A 20,939-nucleotide genomic window follows, 5' to 3' on the forward strand; every position below is an offset into this window, starting at 1 on the left:
AAAAAGACTTCAATTTTTTATGAAGTCTTTAGAAATTTAATTGATTTGTTTGTTCAATTGTTTTGATGGTCTATAGGATTCTTCTGTTTTTTCAATTTTTTTCTCAATCGGTAATTTTTGAAGCATTCTAAGTCCATTTAAAATAACTAAAATAGTACTACCTTCATGTCCAATAACGCCTAAAGGTAAATTAATTACTTTAAAAAAGTTTGAAAAGATAAGAATGGCAATCACAGATAATGAAAAAATAATATTTTGTTTAACTATTTTTTTCAATTTCAATGAAAGCTGGTGGCTGACTGCTAGTTTACTTAAATCATCTTTCATTAAAACAATATCAGCTACATCAATCGCGATATCAGTTCCTTGTCCCATCGCAATTCCGATTGAGGCATTGGCTAAAGCAGGGGCATCGTTAACACCGTCACCAATCATAGCGTTAATGCCAAATTTCTCTTTTTGTTCTTTAATAAAAATAGTTTTATCTTCTGGTAGGCAATCTGCGATAACAGCATCAATACCAATCATTTTAGCCACTGCATTAGCGGTTTGAGAGTGATCACCAGTTAGCATAGTTGTTTGTATATTATTATCTCTGAAGTATTTAATGGTTTCAATCGCTTCTGTTTTAGGCACATCTAGTAAACCGAAGAAGGCGATAACTTGGTTATTTTTTGAAAAATAAATAACTGTTTTTCCTTCATTTTGTAATTGCTCAGTTTTTTTGATAATTTCTTCAGAAAGAGGAAGGGAAGTGACGAAGTCAACATTACCAACTTTCCATTCATTATTATTATCAAGTCCTAACATACCAGAACCAGTAATATCATTGACTTCAAGGGCGTATTTATTAGAGACTAAAGGGATATACTTTGTTGTAATAGCATTCGCAAGTGGGTGGGTTGACTCAGTTTCAATCGCCACCAAAGCATCAATGATATCTTGTCTATTTTCTATCATAAAAATTTCATCTGTAACAACAGGTGATCCTTTTGTAATTGTCCCTGTTTTATCAAAAGTGATGGCTTTTAAATCTGCTAAAGCCTCAAGATAAATACCCCCTTTGAAAAGAACGCCGTTTTTAGCGCCATGAGAGATAGCTGCTAAAGTAGCAGGTGTCGCAGAAGCAACGAGAGCACAAGGAGAAGCAACGACAAGTAACACCATCCCACGATAAAAACTTTCACTCCAAGACCAACCGATTAAAAAATAAGGAATTAAAATAGCTAGTGGGACAACTAAAAGGACAACTTTTACATAAATATTTTCAAAATTACTTAAGAAGCTAGCCGTTTTAGAAGGTGTGTTTTGGGCTTCATCTACAAGTTGAATGATCTTACTAAAAAGTGTATCTTTTGATTCTTTAGTAACTGTCATCTTTAAAGAATTACCTATATTAATTGTTCCAGCATATAAATTTTCATTCATTTTTTTTTCTCTAGGAATAGACTCACCTGTGATGGCAGCTTCGTCGATTGTTGCATGAATTGTTAGCAACTCACCATCAATTGGAATACTGGCTCCTTTCGGTACTAATAACGTATCACCAATTTTTAAATTCTCAACTGGAACTTCTGATGTTTGACCATTCTCATTTAAAAGGAAGGCATTCTCAGGTTGGATTTCCATTAAACTTTCAATTTCTTTTTTACTTTTGTTCGTTGTAAACTCTTCTAAAGACCCACTTAGTGAGAAAATAAAAGTTAACATAATGCCTTCAAAGTAATATTCAATTGTACATGCGCCAACAGCAGCAAGTGCCATAAGTAAATCGACGTTTAAATGTCTGTCTTTAATAGTATCAATAATACCGTCCTTTGTTTGGTGAAATCCACCGATAATCATGCCGATGATAAATAAATATGGATAAATAATGCCATCTGTATTTTGATTAATAAAACCGATTATTAGTAATAGTCCACAGATAATAGTTGCTATCAGACTACTTTTTTCTTTTATATATGTCATGTTAATCTCCTCCTACAAAAAGAGTGTATCATAAAAGGAATCAGATTGGAATAACTATAATCTAGATAGTAATGATAGTCATTATCAACAGTAATCATTATTGATAAAGTAGGTTTTTATTGAATTTAATTCTCAATTAGAAATAAAAAAGAACTTAATTCTTCTAACGAAGAGTTAAGTTCGAACTGTATTGGTATTCATTTGAACATTAGCCAATAAACAATAATTAGTGACCCTAGAATAATTCGATACCAACCAAATACTTTGAAGTCATTCTTTTTAATGTAATTCATTAAGAATTTAATAGCAAAAATTGAAATAACAAAGGCGACAACACTACCAAGTAAAAGTAAAATTGTTTGAGTTGAATCGAAAGAATTACCTACTTTTAAGAATTTATAAATCTTATAACCACTTGCACCAAACATAACAGGAATTCCTAAGAAGAAAGTAAATTCAGCTGCTACATAACGAGAACAACCAAAGATGATAGCTCCAATGATCGTTGCGCCAGAACGAGAAGTTCCAGGAAGTAATGAAAGGACTTGGAATAAACCAATAATAAAAGCCGTTTGGTATGTTAAGCTCCCCATTGTTTTAGTTAAAGGTTCTTTTCCTTTGTTACGATTTTCAATAATGATAAATAGTACTCCGTAAATAATTAACATTAAAGCTACAGGTAAAAATTTATGAAAATGCTCTTCTAAAAAGTCATCGAAAATCAAACCTAAGACGCCTGCGGGAATAGAAGCTAATGCTACCTTAAACCATAATGACCAGGTTGCTTTTTTTTGTCCTGCTGTTTTTGATGGTGAGAAGGGGTTTAATTTACTAAAGTAAAGAACTACAACCGCCATAATTGCTCCTAATTGGATAACGACATTAAACATTTCCATAAAGTCTTTCGATGCATCTAGTTTAATAAATTCATCTACTAAAATTAAATGTCCTGTACTACTGATAGGTAACCATTCTGTAATCCCTTCAACGATTCCTAAAAAGATTACTTTTAAAATATTTATTAAATCCATTGTTTCAATCCTTTCAAGTTAAATAAATGCTACAGTCATTAGTTTAGTTGATTATAGAATATAAAACTAGTATTATTTCAAAAAAAGCTAACAATATTGTAAGTTTTCATAATGAATAGTATTTCTATTCGCTATCATCTGTAGTAGAATAATGGTATAGACAATTTTTTGAATGGAGTGACAATTATGTTTGGTATTTTTAAAAAGAATAAAAAAGCAGAATTAGAAGCAACTTCTAAAATTTATGCTGTTGCAGCAGGCGAAGTAGTAAGTATTGATAAAGTGAATGACCCAGTATTTTCACAGAAAATGATGGGCGATGGGTTTGCTGTAATTCCAACGAATGGTGATGTTTACTCTCCTGTTGCAGGTGAAATTATGAGTATTTTTCCAACAAAACACGCTTTAGGAATTAAGATGGCAAATGGACTAGAAATTTTACTTCACATGGGAATTGATACTGTTGAACTTGGTGGCGAACCTTTTGATATTAAAGTTAAAGAAGGGGATAAAGTGACTTCGGAGAAACTAATTGCAAAGATTGATTTAGAGTTTTTAGCATCAGCTGGAAAACCGAATGATATAGTTGTCGCGATCACTAATACAGCGGATAAATTAGAAAATATTGAATTAACTAAACTAGGTACAGTTACTGCTGGTGAGGTTATTGGGGAAGTAAGTGTTAAATAAAGAATGAGGCTGACAAAAACCGTCAGCCTCATTTTTTTATATGAATAATTTTAAAAAGTCAGTGGTAAAAATTTATTCAGAGTAAAATGAGTTTTGATGCGCCTTGTTCCATTATTATTATCTACTGAAAAAAAGGATTAGTTAATTTTTCTTTGCCAATCGTTGTAGGTTCTCTATGCCCAGGATAAGCAACCATCTCATCATTAAGAGTAAATAATTCAGTTTGGATACTATGTAGTAACGTTTGGCTATCACCAAATGGTAAATCAGTTCGTCCGATACTACCACTGAATAAAGCATCTCCAGTTATAACGAAAGTATCAAAAATAAAACTCAAACTCCCAGGAGAATGCCCAGGTGTGGGCACTACTTTAAACGTCATATCTCCTAAAGTATAGTCATGATAGTTTTCAAATTCGAACTCAGCTGGTTGGCAAACGATATCAGACATATCACTGTGGTGCATTAAACCAGAGAAATTTAAAGTAGGGTCTGACAGCCAACTTTGCTCGATTGGGCTAATATAAACGGGGATATGATAAGTTTGCCTAATTTCTTCTAGAGCGCCAATGTGATCATAGTGAGCATGAGTTATTAAGATAGCAGTTGGCGTGGCTTCTAATGATGCTATTTCTTTTTTTATATTTAAAGCGTCATTCCCAGGATCGACGATTAAAATATTATTTTCATTGTAGACCAAATAACAATTTTCTTCGATAGTACCTGTAATAATTTGTTTTACTTGAATCATAAAAAAACCTCCTTATTGATGTATAATATATTATAACTGATAACAACTAACAATTTCAAAGAATCACATTATTATATAATTTTTAATCTATAAAAAAGGAAGAATATTAATACTAAATTATCCCTATAGGAGTTTTTTTATGAATCTCAAAAGTAAGAAAATATTACTATCTTTACAATTTATTCCTTTTGTATTAACTAATGGAATGAATTTATTTCCAATTTTTATTTTTGCCAATCTCTTTTTAAAATATCGAGATGTTAGTCAATATGTTTTACCACTTATTTTATATTATAGCTTTAAAACAACGATATTATTTTTATTGCGCTTAAAACCATTTAGAATGAATCGCTTATTACAAATTTCAATCATTATTGGCATATTGGGGACACTACTTGGTAGTATGTATGAATGGAATTTTTATTTTGGTCTTTTATCTGGCGCACTATTAGGTATCTGTTCTGGGCTACTCTATCCTAGTTTTTTGACTGTCCAATTTCATGAGAAAAATATGAATGATTTTGGGATTACACCAAGAGATCAAATTTATTCATTAGGTTTTGCGACAATTTTTACATTAGTATTATTTACTTTAGTGAAGTGGTCAATTCCAGCAACATTTATCTTTTTGGGGATTAACTTGGTTTTACTATTTATTATTATTTCAGTTTATCCTCATTATCAAATTGAGGAAATAGCTTCTTATCCAGATTATCCAATTTTTGAAACCCTATTTTTATTTTTAACTGGTTTTTTTACAATTTTTATCATTAAAATAGATAAAAAATTGGGAGTTTCAGGTTCGCTATCGTTATTCTTTACTTTATTGGCTATTTTAATAATAGTATATTTGATTTATTTACTAAAAAGAAAACCTGTTAGACGGCTGTCACCATTATTAACGGGTATTATTATATTTAAAGGAATGGTGACAAATTTTATTCTTGTTTTTTGTACCTTCAATCAATTAATTCAAGAAGGGAATACAGCTCTATATAAAATATATACATTATATTTATTAGGCATTATTATTTCACCACTGATATATAATGCTTTGATAAAAAAAGTTTCGAAGTTAAGGATGCCTTATCTTATAATGAGTGGTTTACTATGTGGATTTATATTAATGCTTGTACCGTTTTTATTTTACTTAGGAGTTTTTATGATTAGCCTATTCATCTCTCAAATAAATCAAAGATTAAATCAATTTGTTTATTTTCATAGTGAACTCCCTCAAGATCATCGATTGGTATCGAAGTATCGCTTAAATAATTTGGGTAGTATTCTACATCAAATTATAATGACCTTGATTATGTATGGTATAACACTTTTATTTAAAACAGTTAGCCTAGAAGAAATTTTAAAATCATATAGTTATAAAACAGTAGATCCCTCAGCTTTTTATACTCTGGAAGTAACCAAAAGCATATTAGTGCTGTTTTTTATCATCTACCTAAGTGTTATTACTAAAGGATATAGAAATTCAAAATTATATAAAACTATTTAATATTATCCAGTGAAAATAAAAAAGCAATCAGTCACAATTAAGTGAGTGATGCTTTTTTTAATGTTCTCTTTGAAATAATAGAATATTGGTTGATGCTAAAAGTAAAAAGCATCCCATCGGAATAGCGGGTCCGAATATCAGTGTGTAATGAGAAACAATGGTGATAATCGAGCAAACTAAAATTAAACTAAAGGTAATTTTATAAGGGTTTATTTTATATTGTTGACCTAGTCTTTTCTTCAAGACATATACTAAATAAGGAATAGAATCAATAATCATCCAAACAGAAGTGATGATTAATAATGATAGAGGATTAGTAATTATATTTAAAATAATTAATGTTCCAATAAAAATATTAACTAAAGCACCAATTAGAAACATATTTTTTTGTTTGTTATGTTTGTTGATTGTCTCAATGATAAAAAAAGTATTGAAATTTAAAAAACCTTTTAAGATAGCAAATAAGCCAACCATAATAAATAATTCATAAATGGATGCAGTATGATGAAAGAAAAGATAAATTCCTGAAGCAGCCATTATCAAGCTGATCACGGTATTTATCCATTCGTGGTTATCTAAAAAATAAACAACTGATTTTAGTTTTTCTGGCATAATTAGCTCACTCCTTAACGTAATACAACCTATGTATTGTACCACGAAAAAGAGTTGTTTTAAACTAAAAATATTAGTCTAAAAAACTAGTGTCATTCCAATTAAGAATGTTGAATTTTGATGTGTTAGGAGTGCTTTCGATAACAGTGACACTAGTATTATCTAGAAAACGTCCTTTTCTAATGTCGCAAAGTGGGGAACCATCTAAGTATTTAAGAATAGTTTGCAAAGCTAAACCATGGGAAACAATTAAAATAGTGTCATCAGGATAGCGTTCGCTTAATTGATTAAAAACAGCCAACATTCTTTTGATTAAAGAGTCAAAACTTTCACCTTGAAAATCTGTAGGATCATAAAGATGAGGTGCATTAACTAAATTTTGAAACTCTTTTAAATGATGATAATCTTTTTCTGGGAGACCATCCCATAAACCAAATTCCATTTCCCGGAGGTTTTCGATTGTTTCTAATTCTAATGAAGAAGAATGATTGTCCAGTAAATTACTAGCTGTATCCTGTGCTCTTTTTTGTGGACTAGAAAATGCGTGATTGAAGTTAATATCACTTAAATACATTCCAACTTTTTTAGCATTTTCGATACCTTCGGGTAAAAGTGGAGAATCGGCAAGCCCACCTTGAAAAATTTTGTTTAAATTAAATTCGGTTTTTCCATGTCTTACACAATAAAATGTTGTCATAAAAATTAACTCTCCTTTTAAATTGATAGTATATATTATAGTAGAAAAAATAAATGAAGTAAAAAAATAAATTTTATGTTGAAAAAACAAAGGATGTAGGTTATATTTATAGAGGTGTTAAAAACACTAATCCACATCCGTAGTGATTTTAATAGTGGTGCTAGACTATGTTTAGTTCTATTAAAATATGATGCTATTTGGAGAGGGAAATACAAAACCAATCGGAGGAAACAAAAATGGCAGTAATTTCAATGAAACAGTTACTAGAAGCTGGTGTACACTTTGGTCACCAAACTCGTCGCTGGAACCCAAAAATGAAGAGATATATCTTCACAGAAAGAAACGGAATCTACATCATCGATTTACAAAAAACAGTTCGTTTAGTAGACGATGCTTACAACTACATGAGAAATGTAGCTGAAGAAGGCGGAATCGCTTTATTCGTAGGTACTAAAAAACAAGCTCAAGAAGCTATTAAAGATGAAGCTATCCGCTCTGGTCAATACTATGTAAACCACAGATGGTTAGGTGGAACTTTAACTAACTGGGATACAATCCAAAAACGTATCGCACGTTTAAAACAAATCAACAAAATGGAAGAAGAAGGAACGTTCGAGTTACTTCCTAAAAAAGAAGTTGCTGGATTAAACAAACAACGTGAACGTTTAGAAAAATTCTTAGGCGGTATCGCTGATATGCCTAGAATTCCTGATGTTATGTTCATCGTTGATCCACGTAAAGAACGTATTGCCGTTCAAGAAGCTCATAAATTAAATATTCCAATCGTGGCTATGGTTGATACTAACTGTGATCCAGATGAAATTGATGTAGTTATCCCATCAAACGACGACGCTATCCGTGCCGTTAAATTAATCTCAGCTAAAATGGCTGATGCATTCATCGAAGGCCGTCAAGGTGAAGATGAAGTAAGTGAAGAAACATTTGCAAGCGAAACAACTGAAGCACCTTCAATCGAAGAAATCGTTGAAGCTGTTGAAGGAAAAAACGCTGAATAATCAAATATAATTGGCTGTCTTAGGCTGGCGGAGTCAAGGTGAACAAAGTAGCCTACGTTCTGTTTGCTTAGGGCAGTTTTTACTTAATTAAAAAAATCGGAGGAATAATACATGTCTAAAATTACAGCTACTATGGTTAAAGAATTACGTGACTTAACTGGTGTTGGTATGATGGATGCTAAACGTGCTTTAGTTGAAGTTGAAGGAGATCTAGAAAAAGCTATTGACTTATTAAGAGAAAAAGGAATGGCTAAAGCTGGTAAGAAAAATGATCGTATCGCTGCAGAAGGTTTAGCAAATGTACATGTTGCTGGAAATACTGCTGCAATCGTAGAAATTAATTCAGAAACAGATTTTGTTGCAAAAAATGAATTATTCCAAAACTTGGTTAAAGATGTAGCTAGATTAGTTGCTGAAAATAAACCAGCTAACATGGAAGAAGCATTAGCAATTAAAACTGAAAAAGGTACAATTGAATCTGAAATTATTGAAGCAACTACAGTAATCGGTGAAAGAATTAACTTCCGTCGTTTTGAGTTACTTGAAAAAGAAGATAACGCAGCTTTCGGTGGTTACTTACACATGGGTGGTAAAATCGCTGTTTTAACTCTTTTAGATGGAACAACAGACGAAGAAGCAGCTAAAGATATTGCAATGCATGTTGCTGCAATCAATCCTCGTTATGTAACAAAAGAAGAAGTATCTGCAGAAGAGTTAGAACATGAGAAAAAAGTTTTAACTGAACAAGCATTAAATGAAGGCAAACCAGCTAACATTGTAGAAAAAATGGTTATGGGACGTATGAGCAAGTTTTTAGCTGAAGTATGTCTAGTTGACCAACCGTTTGTTAAAGATCCAGATACAACTGTTGAAAAATTTGCAGCTTCAAAAGGCGCAACTGTTAAAGGCTTCGTTCGTTTTGAAGTTGGCGAAGGAATCGAAAAACGTGAAGAAGATTTCGCTGCAGAAGTTATGAGCCAAATGAAATAACAGTCATTGATCGGGAACGCATTTATTGTTAATAATGATATATGCGCTCCCTTTTTTTAGACAAAAATGAATGTATGGATATTAAACGGAGGTAATTGGAATGACAGAACCAAAATATCGTAGAATATTACTTAAGGTTAGTGGAGAAGCACTTGCTGGAGATAAAGGCTTTGGAATTAATCCACCAGTCGTGAATGATTTGATAAAAGAAATTAAAGAAGTTCATAGCCTGGGAGTTGAAGTTGCTATAGTTGTTGGCGGAGGTAATATTTGGCGTGGTACTATTGGAGCAGAGATGGGAATGGAACGTGCCCAAGCTGATTACATGGGAATGCTAGCGACTGTCATGAATGGACTTGCTTTGCAAGATACACTTGAAAATCAAGGTGTTCCAACAAGAGTACAAACATCAATTGAAATGAGACAAATTGCTGAACCTTATATTAGACGTCGTGCAGTAAGACATTTAGAAAAAGGTCGTGTTGTTATTTTTGCCGGTGGAACTGGAAATCCTTATTTCACAACGGATACAACTGCAGCACTTAGAGCAGTTGAGATTAATGCTGATGTTATCTTGATGGCAAAAAACAATGTAGATGGTGTTTATTCTGCCGATCCTAAATTAGATTCTACTGCGACTAAATTTGAAGAATTAACTCATTTAGATGTTATTTCAAAAGGATTGTCTGTCATGGATTCAACGGCTAGCAGTTTGAGTATGGATAATGATATTCCGCTAGTTGTGTTTAATATCAATGAAGCAGGTAATATAAAACGTGTTTGTTTAGGCGAACAAATCGGAACTACTGTGAGGGGAAAATAATATGCAAAAAATAGTATTGAATGACGCTAAAGATAAAATGACGAAATCAGAAGAAAGTTTACAACGTGATTTAGGTCAAATTAGAGCGGGGCGTGCCAACGCAAGTTTGTTAGACCGCATTACTGTTGACTACTATGGTGCTCAAACACCTTTAAATCAAATTGCGGGTATTTCAATCCCAGAAGCTCGTATTCTAATGATTACTCCATTTGATAAAACAGCTTTAGAAAATATTGAAAAAGCTATAATGGCAAGTGATATTGGGATTAGCCCAACAAATGATGGAACTGTTATTCGTTTGGTAATTCCTCAATTAACAGAAGAACGTCGTAAGGAACTTGCGAAAGAAGTAGGAAAAAATGGCGAAAGTGCCAAAGTGGCAGTTAGAAACATCCGCCGTGACGCAATTGATGAATTGAAAAAATTAGAAAAATCAAAAGAAATTTCTGAAGATGAATTAAGAACATTAGAAAAAGAAGTTCAAGACATTACAGATGCAAGTACAAAAAATATTGATAAGATTGTTTCTGGAAAAGAAGAAGAATTACTAGAAGTTTAATTAATCAAAGTCGTGGAGTATTATCTTAATCTTTCAGATAAGGTGAAAGATTAAGGTATATTCCACGATTTTTATTATTTAGAGTTATGTTTTTATTAAAAAATAGGATTATTTTCTTTTTGTATAGGTTTTTTTAGAAGGTTTTGCTACAATAGTAAAGACAAGTTCAAGTAACTCAAGTCTTTTTAGGGGGCTTTAAAATGTTTAATTTTTTTGTAAAAGATAAAAAAGAAAAGTGTGACAATGTTTCATTTGATGAGACCAAAGATATACCCAAGCATATTGCTGTGATTATGGATGGCAATGGTAGGTGGGCACAAAGAAAGTTACTTCCTAGAATAGCAGGACATAAGGAAGGTATGAATAATGTTAAAGTAATAACTAAGCATGCGAGTCGCTTAGGTGTTAAGGTATTAACGCTCTATGCGTTTTCAACTGAAAATTGGAAAAGACCAACAGATGAAGTTAATTTTCTGATGAAATTACCAGTTGATTTTTTTGATGTGTTTGTACCAGAGTTGATCAAAGAAAATGTTCGTGTAAATGTAATGGGGTATAAAGAATTTTTACCTGAACATACACAACGGGCTGTTGAAAATGCCATTAATCAGACAAAAGATAATACAGGCATGATTTTGAATTTCGCTTTGAATTACGGAAGCCGAGCCGAGATTTTAACAGCTGTTAACGAGTTAGTGGATTTAGCAAAAGAAGGCAGCATCACAGATGAAGTGGATGAGGAATTATTTTCAAGTCACTTAATGACTGCATCTTTAGGGAAAGAATTACAAAATCCAGACTTGTTGATTCGAACGAGTGGTGAAGAAAGAATAAGTAATTTTTTACTTTGGCAAATTGCCTATAGTGAACTCTTTTTTTCTGATGTTTATTGGCCAGATTTTTCAACTGATCATTTAGAAGAAGCAATAGCCACATTTCAACTCAGAACAAGACGTTTTGGGGGATTAAAAGAAAAGACAGAAGGAGTAAAGTAAAATGAAGCAAAGAATTATTACAGCTGTTGTAGCATTAGTTTTCTTTATCCCGATTATAATTATCGGAGAAATGCCACTACATGTACTAGCTGCTTGTATGGCAGGTGTAGGAGTTTATGAATTATTTAATATGAGAGGATTAGAAATTAAGAGTTTAGAAGGTATCTTAGCGATAGTTGCGACAGTATTATTAGTATTACCTATTTCTCCAACTATTGATTTCTTACCAACAAACATTGATGATATTACATTGTATTATACAGTTATAATGTTGATTCTAATTGTTCCTGTCTTTTCAAAAAATAGCTATACATTTGATGATGCGGCTTTTCCCGTACTCGTTAGTTTATATGTGGGAATTGGATTTCAAAATTTTGTTTCAGCTCGAGAAGCAGGGATTCAAGTCTTAATGTTTGCGTTATTTGTTGTTTGGGCCACTGATATTGGCGCTTATTTTTGTGGCATGAAATTTGGAAAAAATAAACTAGCTCCTCATATTTCACCGAACAAAACAATCGAAGGGTCAATCGGAGGAATTATTTGTGCAGTTATTGTTGCGGCAATTTATTTGATTTTTTGGCCGTTACCGTATAATATTTTTGTGATGTTGCTATTAACTATCTTGTTTTCGATTGTTGGACAAATGGGAGATTTAGTTCAATCAGCATATAAAAGACACTATGGAGTCAAAGATTCTGGTAGAATATTACCAGGGCACGGTGGTATATTAGATCGATTCGATAGTTTATTATTTGTATTTCCATTAATGCATTTAGTAGGTTTGTTTTAGATTATTGGTAAAGAAAGGAAATAACTCATGGTAGGAACAATAGTCACATTTATATTTGTTTTTGGTTTAATTGTATTAGTGCATGAATTTGGTCATTTTATTTTTGCGAAACGTGGCGGAATTTTAGTAAGAGAGTTTGCCATTGGAATGGGGCCGAAATTATTTCATCATCGAAAAAACGGTACTACCTATACAATCAGAATGCTTCCGATTGGCGGCTATGTTAGAATGGCTGGTGAGGGAGATGAAGATATCGAACTTGCACCAGGAATGCCGTTATCATTAGTTTTAGATGAGTCTGGTCAAGTGACTAAGATTAATCCCAATAAAAAAATTCAATTACCAAATAGTATTCCAGTGGAGTTAGTTGATTTTGATATAATCGATGAGCTTTTTATTAAGGGATATGAAATGGGTGACGAAACAAAAGAAAAAAGATATCCTGTTTCTCACGATGCAACAATTATTGAAGAAGATGGCTTAGAAACTCAAATTGCTCCAAGAGATGTTCAGTTTCAGTCGGCCAGTTTAGGCCGTCGAATGATGACAAATTTTGCAGGACCAATGAATAACTTTATTCTTTCATTTGTTTTATTTACAATTATCGCTTTTATGCTAGGTGGAGTTAACAAAGCGGATCCATCAAGTGCTATCGGAGCTGTCCAAAAAGATAGCGTAGCAGATAAAGCGGGGATTAAACCAGGGGATAAAATTATTGAAGCCAATGGTAAAAAAATAAGTACGTTTGACGATATCTCGACTGAGGTATCCCCTAATGCGAATAAAGAAATATCTTTAGTTGTTGAAACTAAAAAAGGAGACAAACAAGAACTTAAGGTAACGCCATTAGAAAGCGAAGATGAAACTCGAAAAGGTCAAGGCATGCTAGGAGTAGGCCCTGCTAGTACTTTTGAAAAATTATCATTTGTAGGCAAATTTAAATACGGTGTAACAGCAACATTTTCTAACTCACTTAATATATTTAAAGCGTTAGGTAATTTGATTACGGATTTTAGTTTAAATAAATTAGGTGGACCTGTGATGATTTTTAAAGCGTCAGAAGCTGTTTCGAATAGTGGAATTATTGCTATCCTTTCATTTACAGCGATATTATCAGTGAATTTGGGAATTATGAATTTAGTTCCTATTCCTGGATTAGATGGTGGTAAATTGACTTTAAATATTTATGAAGGTATAAGAGGTAAACCGCTTAGTCAAGAAAAAGAAGTAATGATTACTATGATTGGCGTAGGGATTTTATTGTTACTTATGGTGGCAGTTACTTGGAATGATATACAACGATTTTTTATTAATTAAAAATTAAAAAGGGGTTAGTTTAAAAATGAAACAGTCAAAATTCTTTATGCCAACATTACGTGAAGTACCAAGTGATGCTGAGGCAATCAGTCATAAAATGTTATTACGTGGAGGCTACATTCGTCAAGTATCAAGTGGTTATTACGCTTATTTACCACTTGCTTATCGTGTGATAAAAAAACTAGAAAATATCATGCGTGAAGAATTTGAAGCAATTAATGCAAATGAAATGTTACTTCCAGCGGTTATTCCAGCGGAGCTCTGGAAAGAATCTGGTCGTTATAGTACATATGGAGATGCACTATTAAAATTAAAAGATTCAAATAGCAAAGATTTTATTTTAGGACCAACTCATGAAGAAACATTTACTGATCTTATCAGAAATGATGTCTCTTCATATAAAAGATTACCTATGTATTTATATCAAATACAACCGAAGTATCGTGATGAAAAACGTCCTCGTTTTGGCTTATTAAGAGGTCGTGAGTTTATTATGAAAGATGCTTATTCGTTCCATGCAACGACTGAAAGTTTAGATGAAGGATTTAAAGATTTTGAAGTTGCCTATACAAAAATATTTGAAAGATGTGGCTTAGATTTCCGTGTTATTATTGGTGATGGTGGTGCAATGGGAAGTAGCGACTCTAAAGAATTTATGGCAGTTTCTGCTATTGGAGAAGACACGATTGTCTATTCAGACAGCAGCGATTATTCAGCTAACTTGGAAATGGCAACAGCCTTATATACAGGTAAAAAATCTCATGAAAGCTTACTTGAAATTGAAAAAATTTCTACACCAGATATTAAAACAATTCAAGAATTATGTGATTTCATTAAAGTGGATGCAGTTAAAACAATTAAATCATTATTCTTTATGGCTGATGAAGAACCTGTTATGGTTTTAATTCGTGGTGATCATGAATTAAATGATGTGAAATTAAAAAATTTCTTAGGTGCTGATTTTGTAGAACCTGCTACAGAAGAAGATGCAATTAAATACTTGGGAGCTAACTTTGGTTCATTAGGACCGATTGGTTTATCTGATAAAATTAAATTAATAGCTGATTTATACGTTCAGGATATGACCAATGTTGGTGTTGGTGCAAATGAAAATGATGCGCATATTATTAATGTAACGCCAGGCCGTGATTTTGAGCCAGAATCGTACACTGATTTAATTTTAGCAAAAGAAGGAGAGCCTTCCCCAGATGGTCAAGGTAACTTAAAATTTGCTAAAGGGATTGAGTTAGGTCACATTTTCAAACTTGGCACATTCTATAGTGAAAAAATGGAAGCCAATGTTTTAGATGAAAATGGTCGTGAAATTCCAGTTCAAATGGGAAGCTACGGAATTGGTGTGAGTCGTTTATTGGCTGCAATCGCTGAACAAAACGCAGATGAAAATGGTATTAATTGGCCGAAAGGAACAGCTCCGTTTGATGTCCATATTATTCCAATTAATCCAAAAGATGATATGCAGTGGAATTTAGCTTTAGATATCGAAAAAGAGATGGAGTCTCGTGGAATTGACTGCTTACTGGATGATCGTAAAGAGCGTCCAGGTGTCAAGTTTAAAGATGCGGATTTAGTAGGAGCACCATTTAGAATTACAGTGGGTAAAAAAGCTGAAGAAGGTATTGTTGAAGTGAAGATTAAACGCACAGATGAGATGTTAGAAATCAGACGTGATGAATTACATGATACATTAAGTATTTTAAATAAATAAAACAAAGGGTTCCTTGGCAGATCTTTTGCTAAGGTCCTTTTTCGTGCAAAATGTGGTTGAAAGTGAGGTAAGATTATGAGTATGGATTCAAAAGAATTATTTGTCCAATTACTAAACCAAATTGAGATGGATCTATCTCAAAGTGAATCAACGGTTTTAGAAACGGGTGAAATTAAAGAAGTGACGGTTCATAAGAAAAGTCGCATCTGGGAGTTTCATCTAGTATTTTCAAATATTTTACCTTTTACAGAGTACCAAGATTTTTTTAATAAATTAAAAATAGCCTTCCAAACAATTGCGGATGTTAAAATAAATATTTCAGTTACAGATACTAAATTTAGTGATCAATTACTTCAAGACTACTGGTTAGAGGTATTAAAAGATGATAACTTTGTAACACCAGTTGTTAAACAAAGGTTAACTAAGCAAGCACCCTTTATAGAAGAACAGTTTGTGACTCTATTAGTTGAAAATGAGGGAATGATAGATTACATCAAGCAACAATATGGTAACTTCATTATTGAAAGTTATCAAAAATTTGGTTTTCCCAAGTTTAATTTCCAACCCAAAATGGATGAATTAAAAGCAGAAGAAATTAAGCAAGCTTTTGATAAACGTCAGGAAGAACAAACTGCTCAATTAATGAAACAAGCTGCTGATGCTATTGTAAAAAATGAACAACAGCAAAAACAAAAATCTGAAGTAGCTCCATTGTCTGGACCTATTCAGTTAGGACGTTCTATTCCCGCTGATGAGCCAATCACACCTATGGAAAATATTTTAGAAGAAGAACGTCGTGTGACTTTAGAAGGATATGTGTTCTCAAAAGAAGTCAGGGATTTACGATCAGGTAGGAAAATTTTAATTATTAAAATGACAGACTATACGTCCTCATTTTCAGTGAAAAAATTCTCCAATAATGATAAAGATGTTGCAGTTTTTGAAGCGATTAAAGAAGGGTCATGGCTTAAAGCTCGAGGTAGTATTCAAGAGGATACATTCATGCGAGACTTAGTGATGAACTGTCAAGATTTAATAGAAGTTAAGCATGCACCAAGAGTTGATACTGAATCAGAGAATAATAAGCGCGTTGAGTTACATACTCATACGAATATGAGCACAATGGATGCAACAAGCGGGGCAACAGCTTTAGTGGCACAAGCAGCAGCATGGGGAATGCCTGCGATGGCAATTACTGACCATGCAGGTGCACAAGCTTTCCCAGATGCCTATCATGCTGGAGAAGCTAAAGGAGTAAAGATACTCTTTGGGATTGAAGCTAACGTTGTGGATGATGGTGTACCCATCGCATACAATCCTGAACATCGTTTATTATCAGATGAAACGTATGTGGTTTTTGACGTAGAGACAACAGGACTTTCAGCAGTTTATAACACAATTATTGAGCTTGCTGGTGTAAGGATGCATAAAGGGAATGTGATTGATTCCTTTGAAGAATTTATTGATCCAGGCCATCCTTTATCACAAACTACAACTAACCTGACGGGGATTACAGATGAGATGGTGAGAGGCTCAAAATCTGAAAAAGAAGTTCTAACCTTGTTTAAAGAATTTTGTGGGGATAGTATTTTAGTTGCCCACAATGCCAGCTTTGATATGGGGTTCTTGAATACAAGTTATGAAAAATATGATATGCCAGAAGCGCCAAATCCAGTAATTGATACATTGGAACTATCCAGACTACTCCATCCAGATATGAAGTCGCATCGTTTAAATACATTATCTAAGAAGTACAAAATTAATTTAGAACAGCATCACCGAGCTGTTTATGACTCTGAAGCAACTGGTCATCTGTGTTGGATTTTTATCAAAAAAGCTAAAGAAGACTTTAATGTTGATTATCACAATGAACTAAATCAACATATTGGGGAAGGAGATGCATATAAAAGAGCGCGTCCATTCCATGCAACAATCTTAGCTCAAACACAAGCAGGCTTGAAAAATTTATTTAAGTTAATCTCAATGTCTAATGTGGATTATTTTTACCGCGTACCAAGGATTCCACGTTCTCAATTATCACAACTAAGAGAAGGGCTTTTAATTGGATCAGCATGTAGTAATGGTGAAATTTTCGAAGCAATGATGCAAAAAGGTGTAGATGAGGCAAAAAAACGTGCCAAATTTTATGATTATATTGAAATTATGCCAAAGCCTGTTTATGCATCGTTAATTGAAGCGGAACTTGTAAAAAATAATGAAGACATGGAAGATATTATCCAAAATTTAGTGAAAATAGGGGATGATTTAGGTAAACCGGTTGTAGCGACAGGAAATGTTCACTATATTAACGAAGAAGACAGTATTTATCGTAAAATATTAGTTAATTCTATGGGGGGAGCCAATCCTCTTAATCGGTATTCATTACCTAAAGTTCAATTTAGAACGACCAATGAAATGCTAGCAGAATTTTCTTTCTTAGGTAAAGATATAGCACAAAAAATTGTAGTTGATAATACAAAATTAATTGCTGATATGTGTGAAAAAGTTATTCCTGTTAAGCAAGATTTATATACACCTAAAATAGAAGGATCTGAGGATGAGATTACCAATCTAAGTTATACTGAAGCTCATCGTCTCTACGGAGAAGAATTACCTGAAATTGTGGTGAAGCGAATTGAGAAAGAATTGAAGAGTATTAATGGTAATGGTTTCTCAGTTATTTACTTGATTTCTCAAAAACTAGTTCATAAAAGTTTGCAAGATGGCTATTTAGTAGGTTCTCGTGGTTCTGTTGGTTCAAGTTTTGTAGCAACGATGACTGGTATCACAGAGGTAAATCCATTACCTCCACATTACAGGTGTCCTAAGTGTCAGTACTCTGAATTTTTTGAAGACGGTTCTTACGGCTCAGGTTTTGATTTACCGGAAAAAGAATGTCCAAAATGTGGCGTTAGATTGTTTAAGGATGGTCATGATATTCCTTTTGAAACTTTCTTAGGATTCCACGGAGACAAGGTACCCGATATAGATTTGAACTTTTCAGGAGTCTATCAAGCTACTGCTCATAATTATACGAAAGTATTATTTGGTGATAAGTATGTTTACAAAGCGGGAACAATCGGTACAGTAGCTGATAAAACAGCATATGGTTTTGTTAAAGGATATGAACGAGACAATAATTATAATTTCAGAGCAGCAGAAATCGACCGTTTAGCAAAAGGTTCAACAGGTGTTAAGCGAACAACAGGTCAGCATCCAGGAGGAATTATTGTTATTCCTGATTACATGGATGTTTATGATTTTACGCCAATTCAATACCCAGCAGATGATCAAAATGCTGAATGGCGCACGACTCACTTTGATTTCCACTCGATTCACGATAACGTTCTAAAATTAGATATCCTAGGGCACGATGATCCGACTGTTATTAGGATGTTACAGGATTTATCAGGAATTGACCCAAAAACGATTCCGACAGATGATCCTGAAGTAATGAAAATATTTTCGGGACCGCAAGTTCTAGGCGTTGAACCAGCAGCAATCTTCTCTAAAACAGGAACACTAGGTATTCCTGAGTTTGGGACTAAATTTGTTCGAGGTATGCTGGAGCAAACAAACCCGACAACTTTTTCAGAGTTGCTTCAAATATCTGGTCTATCTCATGGTACGGATGTTTGGTTAGGTAATGCGGATGAGTTAATCAAGCGGGGTGAAGCGACCCTATCGAAAGTTATTGGTTGTCGTGATGATATTATGGTTTATTTAATGCATGCAGGTCTTGAGGATGGTATTGCCTTTAAAATTATGGAGAGTGTGCGTAAGGGAAAAGGTATTCCAGATGATTGGCAAGCAGAAATGAGAACGAATAATGTTCCTGAATGGTACATTGACTCTTGTTTGAAAATTAAATATATGTTTCCTAAAGCCCATGCAGCAGCCTATGTTTTAATGGCGCTTCGAGTAGCTTACTTTAAAGTTCACTATCCTATTCTTTATTACGCAGCGTATTTTAGTGTGCGAGCAGATGATTTTGATATTGTCGCGATGTCTCAAGGGAAAGAGGCAACAAAGGCTCGTATAAAAGAAATTATGGATAAAGGAATGGAAGCTACAACAAAAGAGAAAAATTTATTAACAGTTCTTGAACTTGCTAATGAGATGCTCGAACGCGGCTTTAAATTTAACATGATTGATTTATATAAATCTGATGCTGAAAATTTTGTGATAGATGGGGATACCTTAATTGCGCCACTTCGTGCAGTACCAAGTTTGGGTGCCAACGTAGCCAAACAAATGGTAATCGCACGTGAAGAAAGTAAATTTCTGTCAAAAGAGGATTTAGCCAACCGTGGAAAAGTATCTAAAACTTTAATTGAGTATATGACGGAAAATGGTGTGTTGAAAGACTTGCCAGATGAAAATCAATTGTCATTGTTTGATATGTTGTAAAAATAATAACCTGTGCCATAAGTTCAAAAAACTAAGGCACAGGTTATTTACTTACCCTCTATATCTATAAATAAAAGATGTGGGTAGTTATTCAGTCTCACTGGAAAAGAGCTATTAGCTAGCCCGCGACTAACAAATAAATTATTCTTATCAATCTGGTAGTGACCGTTGGTATAATCGGGTAAAAAACCTTGATCAGGTGAAAATAAACCACCGACTCCAGGTAAAATTACTTGCCCTCCGTGAGCATGACCACTGAATACGTTAATTGAAGATTGATTAATATCAGAAATATATTCTTGAATTTTTTCTGGATGATGTGCTAAAACAAAAGTTTCTAAATTAGGATTTATCTTTTCTTTTTCCATAGCCGATAGAGTAGTATTCCCGTTTGAAATACCGACAACGTTGAACTCGTTATCTCTAATTTTAATTTTTGTTACTTCATTATTTAAATACACGGCATGGCTATTGGTGACGATATCAAGCCATTTACTATAACCATCATTGGTCACTTCATGATTCCCACTGATGACAAATGTTGGCGCTATTTTTGTCAATTTATTTAAAAAGAGAGAGAGTTCTGTTGTTTCAATATTTTCTGTTCGATCAATAGTATCTCCTGTAAATAAAATGATATCAGGAGCTTCATTAGTTAAAGTATTTAGTATTTTACTTTTAGGTATTTTTAATCTAGGGAATTGAGTATCTGATAAGTGAGCTATCCTGATTTTGTCACTATTTTTATTTAGTTTAGTACTTTTTACTGTGAAGAACTCTTTATCTAATTGTCTGTTTTCACGATATCCTTCTGCAAGTAAAGCCCCACCAAGAAGTAAACTGGCGATGGATAATGTTTTTATTAGTTTCATTTTCTCACCTCGTATAAGAATATACTTTAGCAAAAAAAAGTTAAGAAAGCTTTAAAAATAACAGGCTTAATGAAAGCTTAAGGATCCAGATTTTTCTTGTTTGTTTTTTAATGGAAAACATGATAGAATTAGTGTGTAAGATATTTTGAGGGAGTGAGCGTGTATAACGCTCACTCTTTTTGATG

General features: G+C 33.2%; 17 protein-coding genes. 11 read left to right on the plus strand and 6 right to left on the minus strand.

Features of this window, described 5'->3' with window-relative positions; translation table 11 throughout:
* Positions 1-36: 36 nt before the first annotated feature.
* Entirely contained in the window at positions 37-1,968 is a 1,932-nt protein-coding gene (locus FM121_RS11560; RefSeq protein WP_086952315.1) for a heavy metal translocating P-type ATPase, read from the minus strand.
* A gap of 197 nt (positions 1,969-2,165) precedes the next feature.
* Complete coding sequence (locus FM121_RS11565) at positions 2,166-2,999, minus strand: undecaprenyl-diphosphate phosphatase (protein WP_086952316.1); 834 nt, start codon at positions 2,997-2,999, stop codon at positions 2,166-2,168.
* A gap of 186 nt (positions 3,000-3,185) precedes the next feature.
* Here FM121_RS11565 and FM121_RS11570 point away from each other — a divergent pair, with 186 nt between their 5' ends.
* Positions 3,186-3,689 carry a PTS sugar transporter subunit IIA gene (locus FM121_RS11570; protein ID WP_086952317.1) on the plus strand — a complete coding sequence of 168 codons (504 nt, stop codon included), beginning with the start codon at positions 3,186-3,188 and terminating at the stop codon, positions 3,687-3,689.
* A gap of 121 nt (positions 3,690-3,810) precedes the next feature.
* Here FM121_RS11570 and FM121_RS11575 read toward each other — a convergent pair whose 3' ends face one another.
* Positions 3,811-4,440, minus strand: a complete 630-nt coding sequence (locus FM121_RS11575) for an MBL fold metallo-hydrolase (protein ID WP_086952318.1) — start codon at positions 4,438-4,440, stop codon at positions 3,811-3,813.
* A 139-nt stretch (positions 4,441-4,579) separates the two neighbouring features.
* Between FM121_RS11575 and FM121_RS11580 the strand changes: the two genes are divergently transcribed.
* Positions 4,580-5,947, plus strand: a complete 1,368-nt coding sequence (locus FM121_RS11580; RefSeq protein WP_086952319.1) for a hypothetical protein — start codon at positions 4,580-4,582, stop codon at positions 5,945-5,947.
* A gap of 57 nt (positions 5,948-6,004) precedes the next feature.
* On the opposite strand, the gene FM121_RS11585 is transcribed toward FM121_RS11580, so the two are convergent.
* Positions 6,005-6,559 (minus strand): hypothetical protein, encoded by a 555-nt coding sequence (locus FM121_RS11585; protein ID WP_086952320.1) that lies wholly within the window; start codon positions 6,557-6,559, stop codon positions 6,005-6,007.
* Between the two features lie 73 nt (positions 6,560-6,632).
* Positions 6,633-7,256, minus strand: coding sequence for a histidine phosphatase family protein (locus FM121_RS11590; RefSeq protein ID WP_086952321.1), 624 nt, complete (start codon positions 7,254-7,256; stop codon positions 6,633-6,635).
* 236 nt (positions 7,257-7,492) lie between these two features.
* Between FM121_RS11590 and rpsB the strand changes: the two genes are divergently transcribed.
* From rpsB to FM121_RS11635, 9 genes are all read left to right on the plus strand, one after another.
* Complete coding sequence (gene rpsB / locus FM121_RS11595; protein WP_086952322.1) at positions 7,493-8,272, plus strand: 30S ribosomal protein S2; 780 nt, start codon at positions 7,493-7,495, stop codon at positions 8,270-8,272.
* A gap of 111 nt (positions 8,273-8,383) precedes the next feature.
* Positions 8,384-9,262, plus strand: a complete 879-nt coding sequence (gene tsf / locus FM121_RS11600) for a translation elongation factor Ts (protein ID WP_086952323.1) — start codon at positions 8,384-8,386, stop codon at positions 9,260-9,262.
* Between the two features lie 100 nt (positions 9,263-9,362).
* Positions 9,363-10,085 (plus strand): UMP kinase, encoded by a 723-nt coding sequence (gene pyrH, locus FM121_RS11605; RefSeq protein WP_086952324.1) that lies wholly within the window; start codon positions 9,363-9,365, stop codon positions 10,083-10,085.
* Position 10,086: 1 nt separating this feature from the next.
* Positions 10,087-10,644: a ribosome recycling factor gene (gene frr / locus FM121_RS11610; RefSeq protein ID WP_086952325.1), complete on the plus strand. Its 558-nt coding sequence runs from the start codon at positions 10,087-10,089 to the stop codon at positions 10,642-10,644.
* Between the two features lie 200 nt (positions 10,645-10,844).
* Positions 10,845-11,639 (plus strand): isoprenyl transferase, encoded by a 795-nt coding sequence (locus FM121_RS11615; RefSeq protein WP_086952326.1) that lies wholly within the window; start codon positions 10,845-10,847, stop codon positions 11,637-11,639.
* 1 nt (position 11,640) lies between these two features.
* A complete protein-coding gene (locus tag FM121_RS11620) occupies positions 11,641-12,429 on the plus strand; it encodes a phosphatidate cytidylyltransferase (protein WP_086952327.1) in 789 nt (262 codons plus the stop codon).
* 27 nt (positions 12,430-12,456) lie between these two features.
* Entirely contained in the window at positions 12,457-13,746 is a 1,290-nt protein-coding gene (rseP, locus tag FM121_RS11625; RefSeq protein ID WP_086952328.1) for an RIP metalloprotease RseP, read from the plus strand.
* Between the two features lie 25 nt (positions 13,747-13,771).
* Entirely contained in the window at positions 13,772-15,472 is a 1,701-nt protein-coding gene (locus FM121_RS11630; RefSeq protein WP_086952329.1) for a proline--tRNA ligase, read from the plus strand.
* 75 nt (positions 15,473-15,547) lie between these two features.
* The gene (locus FM121_RS11635) at positions 15,548-19,882 is read left to right on the plus strand and encodes a PolC-type DNA polymerase III (RefSeq protein ID WP_086952330.1); all 4,335 of its coding nucleotides are present in this window, start codon (positions 15,548-15,550) and stop codon (positions 19,880-19,882) included.
* A gap of 47 nt (positions 19,883-19,929) precedes the next feature.
* Here the strand turns inward: FM121_RS11635 and FM121_RS11640 are convergent, their stop codons facing one another.
* Complete coding sequence (locus FM121_RS11640) at positions 19,930-20,754, minus strand: metallophosphoesterase (protein ID WP_086952331.1); 825 nt, start codon at positions 20,752-20,754, stop codon at positions 19,930-19,932.
* Positions 20,755-20,939: the final 185 nt, after the last annotated feature.

This window comes from Vagococcus fluvialis bH819 (genome assembly GCF_900163795.1).
GTDB lineage: Bacteria > Bacillota > Bacilli > Lactobacillales > Vagococcaceae > Vagococcus > Vagococcus fluvialis_A.

Bases quoted from the DNA above. Each gene is read 5' to 3' on its own strand.
- FM121_RS11560 (WP_086952315.1), bottom strand. From the start codon at position 1,968: ATGACATATATAAAAGAAAAAAGTAGTCTGATAGCAACTATTATCTGT.
- FM121_RS11565 (WP_086952316.1), bottom strand. From the start codon at position 2,999: ATGGATTTAATAAATATTTTAAAAGTAATCTTTTTAGGAATCGTTGAA.
- FM121_RS11570 (WP_086952317.1), top strand. From the start codon at position 3,186: ATGTTTGGTATTTTTAAAAAGAATAAAAAAGCAGAATTAGAAGCAACT.
- FM121_RS11575 (WP_086952318.1), bottom strand. From the start codon at position 4,440: ATGATTCAAGTAAAACAAATTATTACAGGTACTATCGAAGAAAATTGT.
- FM121_RS11580 (WP_086952319.1), top strand. From the start codon at position 4,580: ATGAATCTCAAAAGTAAGAAAATATTACTATCTTTACAATTTATTCCT.
- FM121_RS11585 (WP_086952320.1), bottom strand. From the start codon at position 6,559: ATGCCAGAAAAACTAAAATCAGTTGTTTATTTTTTAGATAACCACGAA.
- FM121_RS11590 (WP_086952321.1), bottom strand. From the start codon at position 7,256: ATGACAACATTTTATTGTGTAAGACATGGAAAAACCGAATTTAATTTA.
- rpsB (WP_086952322.1), top strand. From the start codon at position 7,493: ATGGCAGTAATTTCAATGAAACAGTTACTAGAAGCTGGTGTACACTTT.
- tsf (WP_086952323.1), top strand. From the start codon at position 8,384: ATGTCTAAAATTACAGCTACTATGGTTAAAGAATTACGTGACTTAACT.
- pyrH (WP_086952324.1), top strand. From the start codon at position 9,363: ATGACAGAACCAAAATATCGTAGAATATTACTTAAGGTTAGTGGAGAA.
- frr (WP_086952325.1), top strand. From the start codon at position 10,087: ATGCAAAAAATAGTATTGAATGACGCTAAAGATAAAATGACGAAATCA.
- FM121_RS11615 (WP_086952326.1), top strand. From the start codon at position 10,845: ATGTTTAATTTTTTTGTAAAAGATAAAAAAGAAAAGTGTGACAATGTT.
- FM121_RS11620 (WP_086952327.1), top strand. From the start codon at position 11,641: ATGAAGCAAAGAATTATTACAGCTGTTGTAGCATTAGTTTTCTTTATC.
- rseP (WP_086952328.1), top strand. From the start codon at position 12,457: ATGGTAGGAACAATAGTCACATTTATATTTGTTTTTGGTTTAATTGTA.
- FM121_RS11630 (WP_086952329.1), top strand. From the start codon at position 13,772: ATGAAACAGTCAAAATTCTTTATGCCAACATTACGTGAAGTACCAAGT.
- FM121_RS11635 (WP_086952330.1), top strand. From the start codon at position 15,548: ATGAGTATGGATTCAAAAGAATTATTTGTCCAATTACTAAACCAAATT.
- FM121_RS11640 (WP_086952331.1), bottom strand. From the start codon at position 20,754: ATGAAACTAATAAAAACATTATCCATCGCCAGTTTACTTCTTGGTGGG.